The sequence below is a fragment of the Marivita sp. genome, from assembly GCF_020055635.1.
Lineage (GTDB): Bacteria > Pseudomonadota > Alphaproteobacteria > Rhodobacterales > Rhodobacteraceae > Marivita.
In genome coordinates this window covers 1-17,253 of the sequence record NZ_JAIPUT010000016.1, presented here as the reverse complement: position 1 = coordinate 17,253, position 17,253 = coordinate 1, and the positions used below count along the sequence as shown (strand labels likewise).

Below are 17,253 nucleotides of genomic sequence, written 5' to 3'. Positions count from 1 at the left end.
TTGGATGCGTCCAGCGCCACCTGATGCCCAAAGCCGCCACACAGCGGCCAAAGCCCAACTTGATATTCAGCGATATTGCCGCTATATACCGTCACAATAACCGTATGGATCTACGTCATGCACATCGCGAACTTTGCTGAAGACGGACAGTTTGAGCCGCGAAAGATCGCGACCGCGCTGCGTACCTCGGCGGAGGAGATCGCAATGACGGTCGGTCTTGGCAAGGACGCCTTGCAGCGGCGGACGCGGATCAGCTCGGACAAGACGCAGCGTCGTTTGCGCGAACTGGTCGAGGTACTGAACAAGGTCGAACCGCGGTTCGGGTCGGACCTGATGGCTTATGCGTGGTACCGCTCAGAGCCCCTGCCCGGCTTTGATGGCCGGACCGCGATGCAGCTTGTGCAAGAAGGCAAGGCGCAGCAGGTTCTCGAATACATAGACGCGGTTGACGCTGGCATCTTTACCTGATGCCCCTGACAGGCGGGCGCTTTGTCGGGTCGCTTTACCGGGCCCTCAACCCGGTCTATGCACGCACGCCGTTGTCCGGTCGCGGTGCAGACCTCTATGGCGGGCGCTTCAACGCCAAGGGAACGCCGACGCTTTACACCGCGCTGGACCCAACGGGAGCGTTGCGTGAAGCCAACCAGGTGGGCAGCCTGCAACCGACGATCCTGGTTTGCTACAAGGCCGATCTGGGGCCGATCTTCGACACGCGGGATGCAAGAAAGCTTGAGCATTACGGTATGTCGGAGCGTGCTCTCGCAGATCCGAGTTGGCGCGCAAAGATGCTCGATGGCCAAACCGTTCCGACGCAGGTTTTTGCTGCCAGCCTCATCGCTGACGGCTTTGCGGGCCTTCTGATCCGAAGCTATGCAAAAGGCGCATCCGCGGCCGATTTCAACATCGTGTTATGGCAGTGGACAGGCGATAGCTGTCATCTGGAAGTCGTGGATGACGAAAACCGTTTGTCGGGGTTGTGAGCAAAGCAAGCTGTCCATTCAACGTCGGGTCCGCAACAGTCGCAAAACGGCCGTTTGCTCATGTCTTCGACCAAGTGTCCTCTTCGCTGATCTGGTTGAGCAATGGCTGCCCAGTCCGGAAACGGTGCACGTTTTCGATGATCATCGATAAGGATCTCTCGGACCGATCCGGCAGCGACGCAGTGAAATGCGGGGTGATCAACACATTGGGCGTGTCCCACAACGGATGATCTTCAGGCAGCGGTTCCGGCGTCGTCACGTCCAGACCGGCACCCGCGATGCGACCTTCCCTGAGGGCCGCGATCAGTGCGTCCTGATCGACGACGGGGCCGCGCGCCAGGTTCACAAGCACGGCGGACCGTTTCATCTGCGCGAATTGTTCGGCACCGATCATGTGATGCGTGGCGTCTGACAGGTTGATGACGAGGGCGACAATATCGGCCTGTTTCAGTATGTCGTCGATGCCTTCGCCAAGATCGCTGGCATACATGCGGTCCACACCTTCGGGCGTCGGTTCGTCACGGCGCCGGTAGCCAAGAACCTTCATGTCAAAGGCCTTTGCCCGCAGGGCCAACGCCTTGCCGGTGTGGCCCATCCCGATGATGCCCATCGTGCGCCCCGAAAGCGCACGCAGGTTCGCCATTTCGGGCACGCGCCGCCATTCGTGCCGCTTTTGCGCCTCGTAGAAATCCGTGTAGCCGGAACACAAAAGGAGCGAGAACATCATGACATGCTCCGCCAGTGCCGGGCCGGACCGTCCCGCGGATCCGGTCACGATCAGGCCTCGCTCAAAGACCTCGGGGCGCGCGGACTTGGTCAATCCGGCATGGTCGCAATGGACCCATTTCAGACACGGTGCCGCTACAAAACGGGCGTCCAGATCGCCTTTCAGAATTGCAATCTCCGCGACCTCCAGCGCCGCGGCGACTTCCGCATCGTCACTGGTGTCGACCTTGATGATCCGTCCCGGCGGCAAAGCCGCCTCCAGTCGGGCCCATTGGTCTGCGTCGAAAGGAAGATCGCTGGAAAGAATGGTTACTGTGTCTGTCATCTGCCGCGCTGTCCTGTCTTGCTCCGCGCCCAGTGGATGCGGCTATTTCGAGGAAACCGCCCGTCAACCAGGCCGCTGAGTTGCGCGCGCTTCGTTTCCGACGGTGGATATATTTCACACATTATCTACTACGTATAATGTGCTTCTATCAAGCACAAACCAAGTCGCCCGATCAGGTAAATTGCATCCAAGCCATTGAATTACAATGGATTATGGAATTTCTGCGGCGTCCTATCAGACACCGGCCTTGGCTCCTGGATCAGAGCAGTAGCGGATCAAATCATCGCCCCGGCCGGGAAACGCAGGATCGTTCCTCTAGTCGGCTTTCTTGAGACGCTTCCTGCGCAGACGGTCGAGAAAGGCGGTCTGGGTATTCAACAGATGTTCCTCGATCGCGCTCGCGGCTTCTTCCGGCTCTCCGTTTTCCACCGCTTCGACGATGCGCCAATGCTCGGCAATCGAGCGGCGCATCTGGGCAAGGTTCAGCGGGTCCGACCTGGACAGGGCCTGGAGCCACCTGTCGTGTTTCCGGATGATCGCGACGGCTTCACTGTTGAAATGGTGATCCACGATGAAGTCGTGAAACGCCAGGTTGGCCTTGTGATAGGCAGGATAATCGCCGTTCTGCACCGCGGTCTCGCAAACCTCCTGGCGCCGCCGCAATTCGGCGATTTCGTCTGGAGTGGCGGACTGGACGAAGGATTTGACGATATAGGCCCAAAGAACGATCTTCAGGTCGAAGACGTTTTGCAGCATGTCCTCGTTGATCTTGCGCACACTGGCACCGCGATTGGGCATGATGGTGACCAGACCTTCGCCCTCGAGCATCTGAAGCGCCTCTCGGGCAGGATTTGTGCTGGTGCCGTATCGCTTGGCAATCTCCGACACTTTCAAACGGGCGCCGGCCGTAACCCGGCCGTCAAATATCTCTTCCCGGATCAGATGCGCAATGCGGCTGTATCCGGGTTCACGAGCTTTCTTGTTGATCTGCCGGACAGTGGAGTTGCGCTGCAAATTCTTGGCTATCTGATCCATGGTCTTCCTCTGTTCCGCAAACTCACCGTTTCAAAGCGTGGCCCTGACACTGTCCGGGGCCGCGGGCTGCGCTGATCCGTCGGGGCGTGTTGGTCCTCGCGATCCAATTTTGCCCACGGCAGATAGGTCTAGTATAGTATCATGAACATATTCACACATATAGTTCCCCGAAAAGCGCAGGTGCCATCAAATGGCTGCCGCACTGTTGCGGCGGATAGAAGACCACAGCGCAAGTCCGATCATCGCCACGCCCCCCAGACCGGTCACGACCTCGGGGATATGGACAACAGACTGCGCGAACATGATGATCGACAGGACTATGATCGCGTAGAACGCTCCGTGTTCTAGGTAGCAATACTGTTTCAAGGTGCCGCGTTCGACCAGCATGATCGTCATCGAACGCACATACATGGCCCCGATCCCCAGGCCGATCGCGATGACCAGCAGGTTCTGTGACAGGGCAAAGGCCCCGATCACCCCGTCGAAGGAAAACGACGCATCCAGGACTTCGAGATAAAGAAAGGCCCCCACCCCTCCCTTGGCTGCGCCTTCGAGCACCTCCTGCGAACTGTCCAGCATGGCCCCGAGAGCTTCGACGCCCAGAAAGGTGAGCAGGCCCCAGATCGCTGCGCCAAAGAACGCATCGGCAGCGTCTGCATTCGCCTGCAACGAGGAAAAGCCAAGGATCAAAACCAGAACCAGCATGATCTCGAAGCCGCGGATACCGGCAGCACGCGCCATCTTCGTTTCGATCCAGCGCACCCAATGTTCGTCTTTTTCCTTGTCGAAGAAAAAGCACAGGCCGACCATCATCAGGAAGGTGCCGCCGAAGGCCGCGATGGACAAGTGAGCATCTTGCATGATGCGGGCATATTCGCCCGGCTGCGCCACGGCCAGCACCAGCGCCTGCCAGGGCCCGACCTTTGCGGCGATGGCAACGATGGCGAGCGGAAAGACGATCCGCATACCAAAGACCGCGATAAGAATACCCCAGGTGAGGAAACGGCGTTGCCACTTGGGCGACATGGTCTTGAGCTTGTTGGCGTTCACGATCGCATTGTCGAAAGACAGGCTGATCTCGAGCACCGCGAGCACGGCACAAATGAAGAAGATCGACAGCGTGCCGGAGGCGGTCCCGGTTGAATTCCAACCCACGACCGCCCCAAGGAGCAAACCAATGGCCGTTACGATAAAGGCCCAGCGGAAATGATGAAGCATCGATCCGCCAGGCTGCGAGGCGGCATCACTGCTCATCTTGCTTGATCCGGTGATAGAAATACGTCCGGTCCCTGGACGCGAGCCACGTCTCGTAAGCCGCCCGGTTTTCTTCCTTCGTGCAGGGATAGAGGCCGATGATGGTATCCCCCGCCGCCACCCGCTCGGCCACGAAGTCTTCGAAGGCCGTCATCTCGATACACTCGTCGGCAAGCTCGTCGGCGATTTCAGCAGGAACCACGATCACGCAATCCGCATCGCCGACGATGATGTCGCCCGGAAAGACCGGGGCGTCACCGCATCCGATGGGTTCGTTGATGGCGATGGCTTCGTTGGTGGTCAGGTTGGTCGGACTCGACGGTCGCGTGTGGTAGGCGGGCATGTCGAGTCTGGCGATATTCATCGCGTCGCGGAACCCGCCATCGGTCACCACCCCTGCCGCGCCGCGTTTCATCAGCCGGGTGATGAGGATATCGCCAGCCGAGGCCGCATCGGCCTGCTTGCGGCTGTCCATGACCAGAACATGGCCCTCGGGACAGGTTTCGATGGCAACGCGCTGCTTGTGCTCGGGGTCACGAAAGACCTCGATCCCGTTTCGGTCCTCGCGGGCGGGCATGTAGCGCAGAGTAAAGGCGGGACCGACCATATTGCGCCCCTTCCAGCCCACCGGGTGCACGCCTTGGATCACCTGATGACGCAGCCCGCGCTTGTAGAGGGCCGTGGCAATTGTCGCGACCGACATATGTTGAAATTTGTCACGGGTGCTTTCTTTCATCGTCAGATCCTTGATATGTCAGGGTTTATCAAAGCGTCAGAACCCAACTGGGCACTGCGCCGATATCGACACGGTCGGCAAGCTCCGGCATCCCGTCGGGTTTTATGCGATAGGTCCATGCCTCTCCGCTCTTCTCGCCGAGGGCGACGAGGAAACGTCCCGCGGCGCTGAGGTCAAAGGCGGTCGGGCACTCTGGCGCAGGAACAGCACCGATAAGATCGATCTCACCCGACGCACCAAGGCGGTAGGCAAATATCTGCGAGGTGCTGCGCTCGGACGCGTAAAGGATGTCCTCTCGCGATCCAAGGCGGAGTTCGGCAGCACAGGCCTTGTCCGCGCCCGGCAACAGATCAACGCGGCCCCGGACAGACAGGGCACCGCTGTGCGCGTCCACATCGAGACAGGTCAGCGTACCTGCGAATTCCGACAGCAGGTAGGCCCGGGATCCGTCTGCCGTGAAAAGGATATGCCGCGGCCCCGACCCTTCGGGCAGGTCGAGCCGGGAGATCGGGCTGAGGCCCCCGCTTTCGACGTCGTACGCATAACATTGCACGAAGTCGCCCCGCAGGCTGGTCGCGTAGGTCAAGCCGTTGGGCGCCGCGACCACGCAATGGGCCTTGTGGGCGTCTATGGTCAGGATCGGATCGTCGGCGCACCCGGCGCTGTCGAGCGGGGAGACAGCTATGGTGCTGCCGGTGTTGGACGAGGTCAGCACCCGTCGATCATCGGCCGACATCGCCACGTAGCACATGCTGGCCGGCAGGCTCGCTTGGCCAAGGCAGGTCAAACGGCACGCATCTCGGTCGAAAGCAAAGCTATAAAGCCGGAAGGCATCGCCGCGCCAAGCCACGTAGATCCGGCTTGCATCCGCACTGGCAACCATGGGCACACCGCGGCACTCGCCCTCGGCTTCTGGAAGCGGCTGCTTGTCAAGGATCGAGAGCGCGCCGGTTTCCCGGTCCAGCGCGCAAAGCGCCAGCGCCGCCTCGCCGGCAAGCGCGACGACCATGAGGTCGCCCGTCGTCGCGCTTGCGCTGTCGTCTGCTTGCGCCATCTGAACCTACGTCTGGTCGGACCGCTTGAGCCGGAGGCGTGAGCCGCGGCGCAGGCGGGGTTGAAAATAGACGCATTCGCCAAAAGTGCCCGGCTCGTAGGCTCCTTCGTTTTCGGGCATGTCCGCCACGTTGCGGCTGCTGGGGTACTTTTCGATCTCTTCCTCGACAAGTTCCACACCCAGCCCCGGCGCGTCGGGCACCCGCAGGGTGCCGTTCTCGGACTTCAGCACCGGCGTCACCACGTCGTAACGGCCTTCCCAATCAAACTCGACGCGTTCAAGCATCAGGATGTTGGGGATCGTCGCCATGACATGCAGGGCCGCGAATTCCGCGACCGGTCCAAGCGAGCCAGAATGTGGCGCCATGGTGATGTAGTGGGACTCGGCCATGGCCGCCATCTTGCGCATCTGGGTGATGCCCCCGGCGCGCCCGGTGTCGGGTTGGATGACGTCCACAAGATCGCGCTCGATATAGGGACGGATGCCAAAGATCGTGCTGACCCGTTCGCCTGCCGCCAGCGGGATGTCCACCGCGTCGCGCACCCGTTGCAGCGCGTCGAGATTTTCCGGCGCGACCGGATCCTCGTAGAACAGCAGGTCCAGCTGTTCCAGTTCGCGCCCGACGGCAATGGCGTCTGCGGCGGTCATCCAGGACGGCCCGTGCGCATCGACCATCACGTCCACGTCCGGTCCGACCGTGTCACGGATCGCCGCCACGAGATCGAGGTTCACGGCGCCGGTAAAGCCGACCTTCACCGCGCTGTAGCCCCGGGCCATCAGTTCCTGTGCCCGCTCGGTCGACTTGGCATGGCCATAGACGGGGATCGTGTCCCGAAACTTGCCGCCCAGAAGGTTCCAGACCGGCTGGCCCAGCACCTTGCCCTTGATATCCCAGAGCGCCATTTCGAGGCCGGTCAGGGCACCGCCACCGACGGTGCCGGTCATGCCATGCCCCATGATCCCGACGTAGAGCCTTTGCCAAAGGCGGTCGATGTCACGCGGGTCTTCGCCGATCAGGATCGTGGAAAGATCCTGCACCGCCCGTTCAATGACACGCGGCCAGCCGGAACATTCGCCGATGCCGTAGACACCTTCATCGGTCTCGATCTTGAGGAACAGCCAGTTGCGCGAACCGCGGAACGACCCGGCACCGGCAGGCATGCCCGGGCGCGACCCGACCTGCATCAGGAATGTCTTGATGTCTGTTATTTTCATGTCAGGTCCTTTGGCTGCTCTCGCTGTAGCGCACGCGTTGTTTCTGGCCTCGCACGCGCGGGTCGGCTACCGGCACGGCGGACAGCAGCGATTGCGTGTAGGCGTGTTGCGGGTTTTGACAGACGGTCTCGGTGTCGCCGGTTTCGACGATCTGCCCGCGATACATCACCGCGATGCGGTCACAGAAATAGCGGATCACCGCGATGTCGTGGCTGATCAGGATGAAGCTGAGATCCAGCCGTTCCTGAAGGTCCAGAAGCAGGTCGAGGATCTGCGTCCGCAGGCTCACGTCCAGCGCCGAGGTCGCCTCGTCCGCGATGATGATGCGCGGGTTCGGCGCAATCGCGCGGGCGATCGACACGCGCTGCCGCTGCCCGCCCGAAAAGGCGTGCGGATAACGCATGTAGGCGGTGACCGGCAGACCGACGAGTTCGAGCAGTTCATGGACCCGGTCGCGGATCTGCGGACCGGTCAGCTTGCCTTCGACAATCAGCGGTTCGGCGATGATCTGGCCGATGGTCATTCGCGGGTTGAGCGAGGAGAACGGATCCTGAAACACCGTCCGGATGTCGCGCCACGGCTGCGCCAACTGGTCTTCGGTCAGGCTGGCCAGGTCACGTTCCTGCCCGGTGTCGTTGGTATAAAGGATCCGCCCGTCGGTCACTTCGTGAACGCGTTGCAGGCACCGCCCCAGCGTCGTCTTGCCCGAGCCACTTTCGCCCACGATTCCGAGGTTTTCGCCTTTGCGCAGTTCCAGCTTGGCCTCGTTGACCGCCGTCAGGCCACGGTTCTCCTTGCCCCACCATTTCTTGCTCGCGCCAAAGACCTTGCTGACCTTGTCTGACACGAGAATAGGCGCCCCGACCGGACGGGTCTCGCGCATGGCCAGCCGCCGCTCCGAGGGGTGATCGAGTTCGCGAACGGAATTGAGCAGTCGCTGCGTGTAGTGGTGCTGCGGATTTTCGAAGATTTCGTAGACATCACCCGTCTCCACGACCTTTCCGAACCGCATCACGGCAATCTCGTCTGCAATCTCCGCCACAACGCCCATGTCGTGCGTGATGAACATGACCGCCATGTCGCTCTCGTCCTGGATCGAGCGGATCAGGTCGAGGATCTCGGCCTGAATGGTGACATCCAGCGCCGTCGTCGGTTCGTCCGCGATCAGCACCGTCGGATTGCACGACAGCGCCATTGCGATCATCGCCCGCTGCCGCATGCCGCCGGAGAATTCGAACGGAAACTGGTCGATGGCCTTGCCCGGATCCGGAATTTCCACCTTGCGCAGCAGTTCAAGGGTTCGTTCGCGTGCCTCCTTTTTGGAAACGGCCTCGTGCAGGCGGATCGCCTCGCCGACCTGATCGCCGATCCGGTGGACCGGTGACAGCGAACTCATCGGTTCCTGAAAGATCATGGCGATATCGCGACCGCGCAGGTTGCGGATGGCCTTGGACTTGGGATCGAGCTGCAGCAGATCGATGGTTTCCTCAAAGCCACCGGTGCGCGCCGTGCGGTGCCGATGCAGCAGCGCCTCTCCGCCGGTTACCTGTCCGGGCGGATCGACGATCTGCAGGATCGAGCGCGACATCACGCTCTTGCCGGAACCGCTTTCCCCGACGACACAGAGCGTCTTGCCGGCGTGCAGTTCAAGCGAGACGTCATCCACCGCGCGGAAAGCGCCCTTCTTGGTGATGAATTCGGTGGTCAGGTTCTTCAGTTCCAGCACCGTCGTTTCAGCGTCGGGTTTCATGGCTGTCTGTTTCATCAGTGATTGTCCTGCGAATAGGGGTCAGCCGCGTCGCGCAGGCCATCGCCCAGGAAGTTCAGCGCCAGAACCGCAATGACAACCGCACCGCCCGGCACGAACAGCCACGGCGCCTCGGAAATGGAGCGGATGTTCTGCGCCTCTTTCAGCAATACGCCCCAGGAGATGATCGGCGGGGTCAGGCCGAGGCCAAGGAAGGACAGCGACGTTTCGGCGATGATCATCACCGGGATCGCCAGCGTGACCGAGGCGATGATGTGGCTGACCATCGAGGGCATCATGTGCCGGAAGATCACACGCTTGCGCGAGCCTCCATCCAGCCGGGCAGCGGTGACGAAATCCTCGGTCCTGAGCGCGAGGAACCGGCCCCGGACGACCCGGGCAAGTTCCGTCCACGCGACAAGCGACAGGATGACGGTGATCGCGAAATAACGCGCCAGCGGCGACCAGTCCTGCGGCAATGCCGCGCTGAGGCCCAGCCAGATGGGAATCGTCGGCAAGGAGATCACAAGCTCGACGACCCGCTGGATGAACATGTCGACCCTGCCGCCGTAGAACCCGGAGATGCCGCCCAGGATCAGACCCAGGACAAGGCTCAGGCTCACACCGATCAGGCCGATGGACATGGAAACGCGGGTCCCGAAGATCGTCCGGCTGAGCATGTCGCGCCCCAGGCGATCCGCGCCGAAAAGAAAGAAATGCTCGTCAGGGTTTTCGGTGGTCAGCAAGTGACGCTCCATCGGGAACAGGCCCCAGAGTTCGTAGGGATCGCCCTTGGCGAAAAAGTCCAGATAGATCTTCTTGTCCGGGTCCAGCGCGTAACTGGTCTCCAGTGTAAAGGAGTCCCGTTCCATCGTCATGGCGATCACATGGGGACTGAACGACCAGCCGCCCTCGGCATCCCGGTCGATGAAACGGATCATCTGCGGGGGATGAAAGATGTCGGACGACGACGTCGCGTTTGGATCAAAGGGTGCCAGGAACTCGGCGAAAAGGCCGATGACATAGAGCAAAAGGATGATGATCGCGCCTGTCATGGCCAGCTTGTGGCGGCGGAAGGCCAGCCAGATCAGCCGCCACTGGGATGCAAAATCCTCGGGCGATTGTTCGAGGGCACGGGGGTCTATTTCGGATTTCGTGGTCATTTGGATCACCGGAAGCGGATGCGCGGGTCGATCACCGCGAGCAGGATGTCGGAGACGAGCATGCCCACGATCGACAGACAGCAGAGCAGAAGGATGAAGGCCCCCGCGAGATACATGTCCTGCGCCAGCAGCGCTTGCAGCATCAGAGGACCGGAGGTCGGCAGCGACAGCACGAAGGCAGTGATGACGGCGCCGGAGATCAGCTGCGGGAAGGCCCAGCCAATGGTCGAGATGAAGGGGTTGATGGCGATGCGCACCGGGTATTTCAGGATCAGCCGCCATTCCGACAGACCCTTGGCGCGGGCGGTCGTCACATAGGGGCGGTGCAGTTCATCCAGCAGGTTGGCGCGCATGATGCGCACGAGGCTCGCCGTCGCGCTTGTGCCAAGGATGATGACCGGGATCCAGATATGTGCGGCTAGGTCACCCATCTTGGCCAGGGACCACGGCGCATCCTGATATTGTTCAGAGAAGAGCCCGGAGACGTCCGATCCGAAATGCACCACGGCAACGTACATCAGCACGAGCGCAAACAGGAAGTTCGGCGTTGCCAGCCCGATGAAACCGATGGTGGTGAAGAAATAATCCCCGATCGAATACTTTCGGACGGCCGAGTAAATTCCGATCGGAAGGGCCATCGCCCAGGTGAACATCAGTGTCGCCAGCGCGAGCGTGACCGACAGCGCCATGCGCTCCCAGATCAGTTGGCTCACCGGCTGCTGCCATTCGAAGGAAATCCCGAAGTCGCCCTGAAGCACGCCCCCGATCCACCGGAAATACTGGATGATGAACGGTTGGTCGAAGCCGTAGCGTTCGCGAAGCGCGTCCAGCCGGGCTTCGTCAACCACGTCACCGGATTGCGCCAGCGTGGCAGCGAAGGTGGTCAGGTAATCGCCGGGTGGTGCGGTGATCAGCGCGAAGGCGATGAGCGACACCGCGAACAAGAGCGGGATTGCCCAGAGAATGCGACGCGCGATGTAGACAAGTAACATCAAGAGACCCCTGTTTGCTTGCTCTTTGGTCGGATTGAGCCAGCGTTGTCAGATCACCTGCCAAGCATGGCAGGGGGAAGGAAAATGGCACTGCAAACTGGTTGCGCACGAAAGGCACGGCAGCAACTCGAAAAGTCATGCCATTGCTGCTCACGCAGCCTGTCTCGTGCATACTTGAACTGGTGAGGGAGGAGCGGTGCCACCCTTGGGGCGGCACCGCTCAGGTCGACGTTATTCGCTTTTCCAGAACCACGTCTGTGGCAAGGTCGGCGAAGGCGTCGGGTAGTACCAGGAGCTCGGCATGCTCTCGGGCACGTTCATCAGGTCGTTCTTGACGATGCCGTAGGTCGGGAGCGCCTGTGACACACCGATCGTTTCGAACTCGTCCGCCGCGATCTGTGCAATCTCGAGCATGGCCTGGCGACGCTCTTCGGCATCGGTCATCCCCCGCGCCGCATCATAAAGCTCAAGACGCTTCTTGATGGACGCGGGCGGCTCTTCGCCCTTCTCACCACCGCTCAGGTACCAATCCTTCCACGCGATGCCGTAGCGGCTGTCGTGGTGCACCGGAACCAGCATCTGCGGGATTTGGCCAGCAACCCAGCTTTGCGTGGCGCGCCAGACCGCGGCGTCATGATCGTTGCTGTTGGAGGTCCGCTCGTAGAAGAACGTCCGCTCCATGGGATTGATCTCCATGTCGACGCCGATCTCGGCCCATTGCTGCTCGATCAACTGAAGCGAGTCCACCCAGGTCGGATCGAATGTCGGGATGACGTCAACCTGGAAGCGCACGGGATCGCCGTTGGCCATCCTGCGGATACCGTCTTCGCCACGTTCCAGCCCAAGCCCGTCCAGCAACGCGTTCGCCTGCTCGGGATCATGTTCGAGGAACTGAGTTGCGATCTGCTCGTGGTGGTAGGGATGATCCTCGAACGGCCCCTGCTGCCAAGGTTCGCCCTGACCCAGCATGACCGTGTCGATGATCTCCTGCCGGTCCATGCCGAGAGAAAGCGCAACCCGGAAATCCTTTTCCCTGAACAAAGCCCGCTTTTCAGGGTCTTTATGCGTCAGGTTGAGGCTGATGGACATGTCGGTGCCGCCGGTGGACTTGGCTTCGAAGAAGTCGTAGTCGCCCTTTTCGCGGTTCTGTGCCAGCACCGGACGGTTCGCTGGCGGGTCGATGTGGCGCAGGCCGAAATCGACATTGCCGCCCATCACGGAAAGTATCAGGCTTTCGACATCCTGGTCGATCGGCGCCACGACCTGATCGATATAGGGCAGTTGGTTGCCCTCGGTGTCGATCTGCCAGAAATAGGGGTTGCGCGTCATCACGACACGGGTGGCCCCGCCGACATAGGGTTCACTGATGACCCAGGGGTCCAGCGTCGGGCGCTCCGGGTTGCCCCAACGCGCAGGAATCTCCAGATCGCCACATTTCTGCAGGAACAGGTTCTGCCAGTCCGTTGCACCGTTCTCTTCGATGAGCGCGGCCAGACCGTCACTGTTGTAGGCGGGCAGGAACTGCGAGCAGTAATGCTTGGCATACAGCACCGGATGCTGCCCCAACGGGCTGGCAAGCTCGGCAAGGAAGTCGCCGTAAGGTTCCTTGAAGGTGAAGCGCACGGTATAATCGTCCAGCTTTTCGACCTGCATCGGCTCGCCGCCCGACGTGTAGCGCGGCGGTGTCGGCGCGAATTCTTCGTTCAGCACCAGGTCTTCGACGTTGAACATCACGTCATCGGCCGTGAACGGCGCGCCGTCCGACCACTTCATCCCGTCGCGCAGATGGAACGTGAACACGCGACCACCTTCGGTGACCTCGACGCGCTCTGCCACGTTGGGCACAATCTCGGTATATTGCGGATCCCAGCGAACCAGACCCTGGGGGCCGACGACACGCAGGATATGATTGTGGTCCGAGCTGCCGCGAAGATAGATCCGGAGATCACCTCCATAGGCGCCGACCTCGTTCAGCGGATTCACAACCTCGGGCTCGTCGCCAACGCGTTCGGCGACCGGCGGCAGGTTGCCCGCGTCCACCATTGCCGCAAGCGACGGTGCCTGGCCGGTGGCGTCCTGCGCCGCCGTGGAAAAGGCCATCAACGGCAGGATCGCCGCGCCCAGCATCAGGCGGGCCAATCCGCGCCCCTTTGGCGTGAACGTATCAGATGCAGTATCTTGTCTCATTCTCTTCCTCCCTGTTTGCGCTGCTTCAGCCGACGGCTCCACCCGCCTTCTCGCTGCGCCCATGAAAACCGTATTACAGACATTTACACTTTTCAATATAGATTGTACATTATTTTGAGGGTCGAGATTGTTAGCCTGTCTGACGCGCTCCGTCAGGGAACTCAGAACTACAAGAAATGGTGGAAAAAACGAGAATGGTCAGCGGCGTAGAAACACACAGAATGCGAAAGAGCGTATCGTACATTATTTCGGAACAGAAGCCCGTGTTGACGATGTTCGACCGTGACCCGGCCATCGGGCTGGATGCTTTCGAAGGCGCCGGTTCATGACGAATTCGAATCCATCCCCACGCAAGCCGTCGGAAAAGGTGTCCCACGCCATCCATCGGACGGGAAAGCGGATCGCGCTCACCGGCGGATCCGGTCGGGTCGGAACGGCACTACGCCGGATCCTCACCGAAAAGGTGGCGGCGATCAAGATCGTGGATACCGCGGATCCGGGACCGCTCGCCGCCAATGAAACCTGGGATCAGGTCGACATATCCGAAGGCGAGGCCCTGGCCGCGTGTCTGACAGATGTAGATGCCATCGTGCATCTGGCCGGCTATCCGAACGAACGGGGTATCGAAGACATCCTGCGCGTCAACGTCCTGGGCACGCATAACGTGCTTGATGCCGCTCGGCGCAATGGAATCGATCGCGTCGTCTTCGGCTCTTCGAATCATGCGGTCGGCTTTTACCCGCGCGAGACACGCGTGTCCGATGCCGACCCGATGCGCCCGGATACGCTTTACGGACTGAGCAAATGCTGGGGCGAGCTGGAAGCTGGTCTCTATTTCGACAAGTTCGGGATCCGCACATTGAACATCCGCATCGGCAATGCCGGGGACCGGCCCACGGACGCGCGCGCGCTCAGGATTTGGGTTAGCCCACGGGACCTTGCTCAATTGGTCCTGATCGGGCTCGAGCATCCGGACATCACCTGCACAACCGTTTTCGGCGTATCCCAGGTTGAAGCAGGCTGGCTGGACAACAGCACGGCGGCGGCGCTGGGTTACATCCCGGCTGACAGCGCTCAGTCTCTGGCCGGCCCGGATAATGCACAGGAGCGGCCTTCGCCCCTGCCACATATCGCGGAATTTTTTCAAGGCGGGCGGTTTTGCGTCATCGACCATGACGGAACGCTTCGGGGTCGCCTGAGGTGACGCCTCTCGAAGCGTCACTCCCTGGAACCTTGCAGGACCCGCGCGTCCGGCCCCAGGTGATCTGCAACGACGCTTTAGAGGCGGTTTTCCAGCCGCTGGCCGGAGGACGCCTCCTGCGGCTGCGCCACATGGATCATGGCGATCTGCTGGTACCGCTTGACGACGAGTTCATTGATCTCGACAGATGGCCGAAAGCTGGTGCGTTTCCGCTGTTTCCGTTTCACAACAGGTTGCGGAACGCGGCCTTTCGACACGAGGGGCGCACGATCAAGCTGAACCCCAACACGACGAACGGCAAGGACGTGATGCATGGCCCCGCACACCGGCGCCCATGGCACGTCTCCGATCAGGCGGCTGAATACATCGAGATGGCACTCGAATACAGGGCCGACACAGACTGGCCTTTCGACTTCATGGCGACGCAGAGGTTCGAACTGCATGGAAGCAGCGTCAAGGTCAGGCTTGCCCTGACCAATACAGGGCGCACCGTGATGCCTGGTGGAATCGGTTGGCACCCTTATTTCAGACCTTCTCTCGATGGACAGATCGGCCTTGCAGCCGTGCGGCAATTGGAGCCGTTTGCCCAAGGCGGGCCATTGGAAACGAACCTCGAAGGCAGTCCCACCGCGAAGGTCGCGTTGCCCGATGGCGAGACCCGGCATTTTTCCGGCTGGACGCAGGCGACAGCGTCGATCGGCGAAGGCATCAACATCACGCTCATGGGTGATCGTGAACTGACCTGCCTCGCCGCCCTGCACAAGAGCGACTACCTGTGCCTTGAACCCGTATCGCATGTTGCCGGCGCCTTTGAGGCAATGCGGGCAAACGCCGGCACCAATACCGGCCCGCGCTTGCTGACTCCTGGAGAGAGCCTTACCGGGACAGCGATCTTGTCGGTGGCCTGAACCGGCACCATCCAAGCTCCAGGTCTGTAAATGGCGGCGCGAGGATACCGGTGGTTGCGGTCGATCGGGCCGGCGCCAAAAGGGCTTTGAAATGGACCGCGACCAAAAGCACAAATGAGGACGCACCGTAAACGGAACTCGTTTCCGGAGTGCGACGTGCCTGACCAAACGTCTCATTCCCCTATTCCTGACAAAAACAGTCTTGAACTTGGTTTCAGATGTCTTTAGCCGATTTCCGACTGAACCACTCAAGTATAGGATTCCATCGATGCCAATCAGGTCGATCCTGGCACTGGGAAGCGCTGCGCTGGCGTTTTCCGGCGCGGCTGCCCATGCCGAAACGAACTACCCCCTGACGATCGAAAACTGCGGTCAGACCGTCACTTTCGAACAAGCCCCGCAGAACGCCGTGGCCCTGGGCCAGAACAGCGCGGAAATCATGTTGCTTCTCGGGCTCGAAGACCAGATGGCCGCAACCGCCTTCTGGCCCAATGCGGTGCTGCCCGAAGTGTCGGAGGCCAACAGCGAGGTCGAGGTTCTCACCGTCGAATTTCCGACGCTGGAATCCGTGCTTTCGAAGCAGCCCGATTTCGTGGCCGCCATGCTGACGACGCTGCTTGGACCCGACAGCAAGGTCGCCAAGCGGTCGGATTTCGAGGATCTTGGGATCCCGACATATCTTTCGCCGAGCGCCTGCTCGACCACGCTGGATGCAAGCGATGCCTACGGTTCGCGCGACGCGCTGTGGAGCATGGATCTGCTCTACAAGGAGATCGAGGATCTGTCGCGGATCTTTGACGTGGCCGACCGTGGTGACGCGCTGATCGAGGATTTCAAGGCCCGTGAGGCAACCCTGCGCGCCCAGTTTGCCGAAAACGAAGACCTGACCTTCCTGTTCTGGTTCTCCAGCCCGTCGCCCGCCGACGACGCCTATTTGGGCGGCGGCAACGGGCCATCGGGTTACATCGCGGACATTCTTGGAGGCTCGAACGCCATCACCACCGAGGCGGACTGGCCGGCCGTTGGCTGGGAGGGAATCATGGCCGCCAATCCGACGGTTTTTGTTGCGGCACAGGTCGACCGCAATCGCTGGGACCTGGACACTGCGGACAACAAGATCGAATTCCTGCAATCCGATCCGACCGTCAGCCAGATGGAGGCGGTTCGCAACGGGCGCATCGTGGTCATGAGCGGCGCGGCCATGAACCCGAGCATCCGCACGCTTTACGGTGCCGAGCAGGTGGCCGAACAGCTGAAAGCGCTTGATCTTCCGTGATGACGACTGATGCTTCTGAGGGCGGGGCGGGTCGCCTTGCCCTCTTTCTGTTCCTGTCGCTGATCGTCCTTGCCTTCGCCGTCGCCGCCGCAACAGCGATTGGCGATTACAACATCGGCTTGGGGACGGTGTTCCTGTCGGTCACCAACGAACTGGGTCTGACCGGCGCCGAAATCGCGCCGATCGAACAGAGCGTCGTCTGGAACCTGCGCCTGAGCCGGGCGCTTGTGGCGGCACTCGCCGGGGCCGGACTGGCGATCTGCGGGGCGATCCTGCAGGCGCTGTTGCGCAACGCACTGGCCGAGCCGTTCGTGCTGGGCGTTTCTGCAGGTGCGTCGACCGGGGCGGTCTGCGTGATCGTGCTGGGCATCGGCGCGGGCAGCCTGTCGCTGTCGCTTGGCGCCTTTGCCGGAGCCTTTGCCGCCTTTGCACTGGTGGCGCTGCTGTCCAACGG

16 protein-coding genes are annotated in these 17,253 nt (G+C 61.1%); 6 read left to right on the top strand and 10 right to left on the bottom strand.

Going from position 1 to position 17,253, the window contains the following annotated elements; all coding sequences use genetic code 11:
- Positions 1-117 precede the first annotated feature (117 nt).
- Positions 118-468, top strand: coding sequence for an MbcA/ParS/Xre antitoxin family protein (locus LCF60_RS09875; RefSeq protein WP_292291483.1), 351 nt, complete (start codon positions 118-120; stop codon positions 466-468).
- Entirely contained in the window at positions 468-980 is a 513-nt protein-coding gene (locus LCF60_RS09870; protein ID WP_292291481.1) for an RES family NAD+ phosphorylase, read from the top strand. Before LCF60_RS09875 ends, LCF60_RS09870 begins: the two co-directional genes overlap by 1 nt.
- A gap of 58 nt (positions 981-1,038) precedes the next feature.
- On the opposite strand, the gene LCF60_RS09865 is transcribed toward LCF60_RS09870, so the two are convergent.
- The 10 genes from LCF60_RS09865 to LCF60_RS09820 form a co-directional block, all read right to left on the bottom strand.
- On the bottom strand, positions 1,039-2,031 hold the full coding sequence (locus LCF60_RS09865) for a D-2-hydroxyacid dehydrogenase (protein ID WP_292291480.1): 993 nt from the start codon (positions 2,029-2,031) through the stop codon (positions 1,039-1,041).
- Between the two features lie 315 nt (positions 2,032-2,346).
- Entirely contained in the window at positions 2,347-3,066 is a 720-nt protein-coding gene (locus tag LCF60_RS09860) for a GntR family transcriptional regulator (protein ID WP_292291478.1), read from the bottom strand.
- 186 nt (positions 3,067-3,252) lie between these two features.
- Complete coding sequence (locus tag LCF60_RS09855; protein WP_292291476.1) at positions 3,253-4,320, bottom strand: DUF475 domain-containing protein; 1,068 nt, start codon at positions 4,318-4,320, stop codon at positions 3,253-3,255.
- Complete coding sequence (locus tag LCF60_RS09850; RefSeq protein WP_292291475.1) at positions 4,310-5,056, bottom strand: ribonuclease activity regulator RraA; 747 nt, start codon at positions 5,054-5,056, stop codon at positions 4,310-4,312. The genes LCF60_RS09855 and LCF60_RS09850 overlap by 11 nt, the downstream gene beginning before the upstream one ends.
- A 28-nt stretch (positions 5,057-5,084) precedes the next feature.
- On the bottom strand, positions 5,085-6,110 hold the full coding sequence (locus LCF60_RS09845) for a beta-propeller fold lactonase family protein (protein ID WP_292291474.1): 1,026 nt from the start codon (positions 6,108-6,110) through the stop codon (positions 5,085-5,087).
- 6 nt (positions 6,111-6,116) lie between these two features.
- Positions 6,117-7,325, bottom strand: a complete 1,209-nt coding sequence (locus LCF60_RS09840) for a mandelate racemase/muconate lactonizing enzyme family protein (protein ID WP_292291473.1) — start codon at positions 7,323-7,325, stop codon at positions 6,117-6,119.
- A gap of 1 nt (position 7,326) precedes the next feature.
- The gene (locus LCF60_RS09835; protein WP_292291471.1) at positions 7,327-9,090 is read right to left on the bottom strand and encodes an ABC transporter ATP-binding protein; all 1,764 of its coding nucleotides are present in this window, start codon (positions 9,088-9,090) and stop codon (positions 7,327-7,329) included.
- Complete coding sequence (locus LCF60_RS09830) at positions 9,090-10,235, bottom strand: ABC transporter permease (RefSeq protein WP_292291470.1); 1,146 nt, start codon at positions 10,233-10,235, stop codon at positions 9,090-9,092. The genes LCF60_RS09835 and LCF60_RS09830 overlap by 1 nt, the downstream gene beginning before the upstream one ends.
- Before the next feature lie 5 nt (positions 10,236-10,240).
- The gene (locus LCF60_RS09825; RefSeq protein WP_292291469.1) at positions 10,241-11,227 is read right to left on the bottom strand and encodes an ABC transporter permease; all 987 of its coding nucleotides are present in this window, start codon (positions 11,225-11,227) and stop codon (positions 10,241-10,243) included.
- A gap of 231 nt (positions 11,228-11,458) precedes the next feature.
- Entirely contained in the window at positions 11,459-13,414 is a 1,956-nt protein-coding gene (locus tag LCF60_RS09820; RefSeq protein ID WP_292291467.1) for an ABC transporter substrate-binding protein, read from the bottom strand.
- 325 nt (positions 13,415-13,739) lie between these two features.
- Between LCF60_RS09820 and LCF60_RS09815 the strand changes: the two genes are divergently transcribed.
- The 4 genes from LCF60_RS09815 to LCF60_RS09800 all read left to right on the top strand — a co-directional run.
- Entirely contained in the window at positions 13,740-14,618 is an 879-nt protein-coding gene (locus tag LCF60_RS09815; protein ID WP_292291465.1) for an NAD(P)-dependent oxidoreductase, read from the top strand.
- Positions 14,619-14,674: 56 nt separating this feature from the next.
- A complete protein-coding gene (locus LCF60_RS09810) occupies positions 14,675-15,523 on the top strand; it encodes a hypothetical protein (protein ID WP_292291464.1) in 849 nt (282 codons plus the stop codon).
- A 268-nt stretch (positions 15,524-15,791) separates the two neighbouring features.
- Positions 15,792-16,799, top strand: coding sequence for an ABC transporter substrate-binding protein (locus LCF60_RS09805; RefSeq protein ID WP_292291463.1), 1,008 nt, complete (start codon positions 15,792-15,794; stop codon positions 16,797-16,799).
- Positions 16,799-17,253 (top strand): iron chelate uptake ABC transporter family permease subunit (locus LCF60_RS09800; protein ID WP_292291462.1); only part of this gene is annotated, 455 nt, incomplete at its 3' end. The genes LCF60_RS09805 and LCF60_RS09800, both read left to right, overlap by 1 nt.

Coding starts and splice junctions, on each gene's coding strand:
- LCF60_RS09875 (WP_292291483.1), top strand. CDS start 118: ATGCACATCGCGAACTTTGCTGAAGACGGACAGTTTGAGCCGCGAAAG.
- LCF60_RS09870 (WP_292291481.1), top strand. CDS start 468: ATGCCCCTGACAGGCGGGCGCTTTGTCGGGTCGCTTTACCGGGCCCTC.
- LCF60_RS09865 (WP_292291480.1), bottom strand. CDS start 2,031: ATGACAGACACAGTAACCATTCTTTCCAGCGATCTTCCTTTCGACGCA.
- LCF60_RS09860 (WP_292291478.1), bottom strand. CDS start 3,066: ATGGATCAGATAGCCAAGAATTTGCAGCGCAACTCCACTGTCCGGCAG.
- LCF60_RS09855 (WP_292291476.1), bottom strand. CDS start 4,320: ATGAGCAGTGATGCCGCCTCGCAGCCTGGCGGATCGATGCTTCATCAT.
- LCF60_RS09850 (WP_292291475.1), bottom strand. CDS start 5,056: ATGAAAGAAAGCACCCGTGACAAATTTCAACATATGTCGGTCGCGACA.
- LCF60_RS09845 (WP_292291474.1), bottom strand. CDS start 6,110: ATGGCGCAAGCAGACGACAGCGCAAGCGCGACGACGGGCGACCTCATG.
- LCF60_RS09840 (WP_292291473.1), bottom strand. CDS start 7,325: ATGAAAATAACAGACATCAAGACATTCCTGATGCAGGTCGGGTCGCGC.
- LCF60_RS09835 (WP_292291471.1), bottom strand. CDS start 9,090: ATGAAACAGACAGCCATGAAACCCGACGCTGAAACGACGGTGCTGGAA.
- LCF60_RS09830 (WP_292291470.1), bottom strand. CDS start 10,235: ATGACCACGAAATCCGAAATAGACCCCCGTGCCCTCGAACAATCGCCC.
- LCF60_RS09825 (WP_292291469.1), bottom strand. CDS start 11,227: ATGTTACTTGTCTACATCGCGCGTCGCATTCTCTGGGCAATCCCGCTC.
- LCF60_RS09820 (WP_292291467.1), bottom strand. CDS start 13,414: ATGAGACAAGATACTGCATCTGATACGTTCACGCCAAAGGGGCGCGGA.
- LCF60_RS09815 (WP_292291465.1), top strand. CDS start 13,740: ATGACGAATTCGAATCCATCCCCACGCAAGCCGTCGGAAAAGGTGTCC.
- LCF60_RS09805 (WP_292291463.1), top strand. CDS start 15,792: ATGCCAATCAGGTCGATCCTGGCACTGGGAAGCGCTGCGCTGGCGTTT.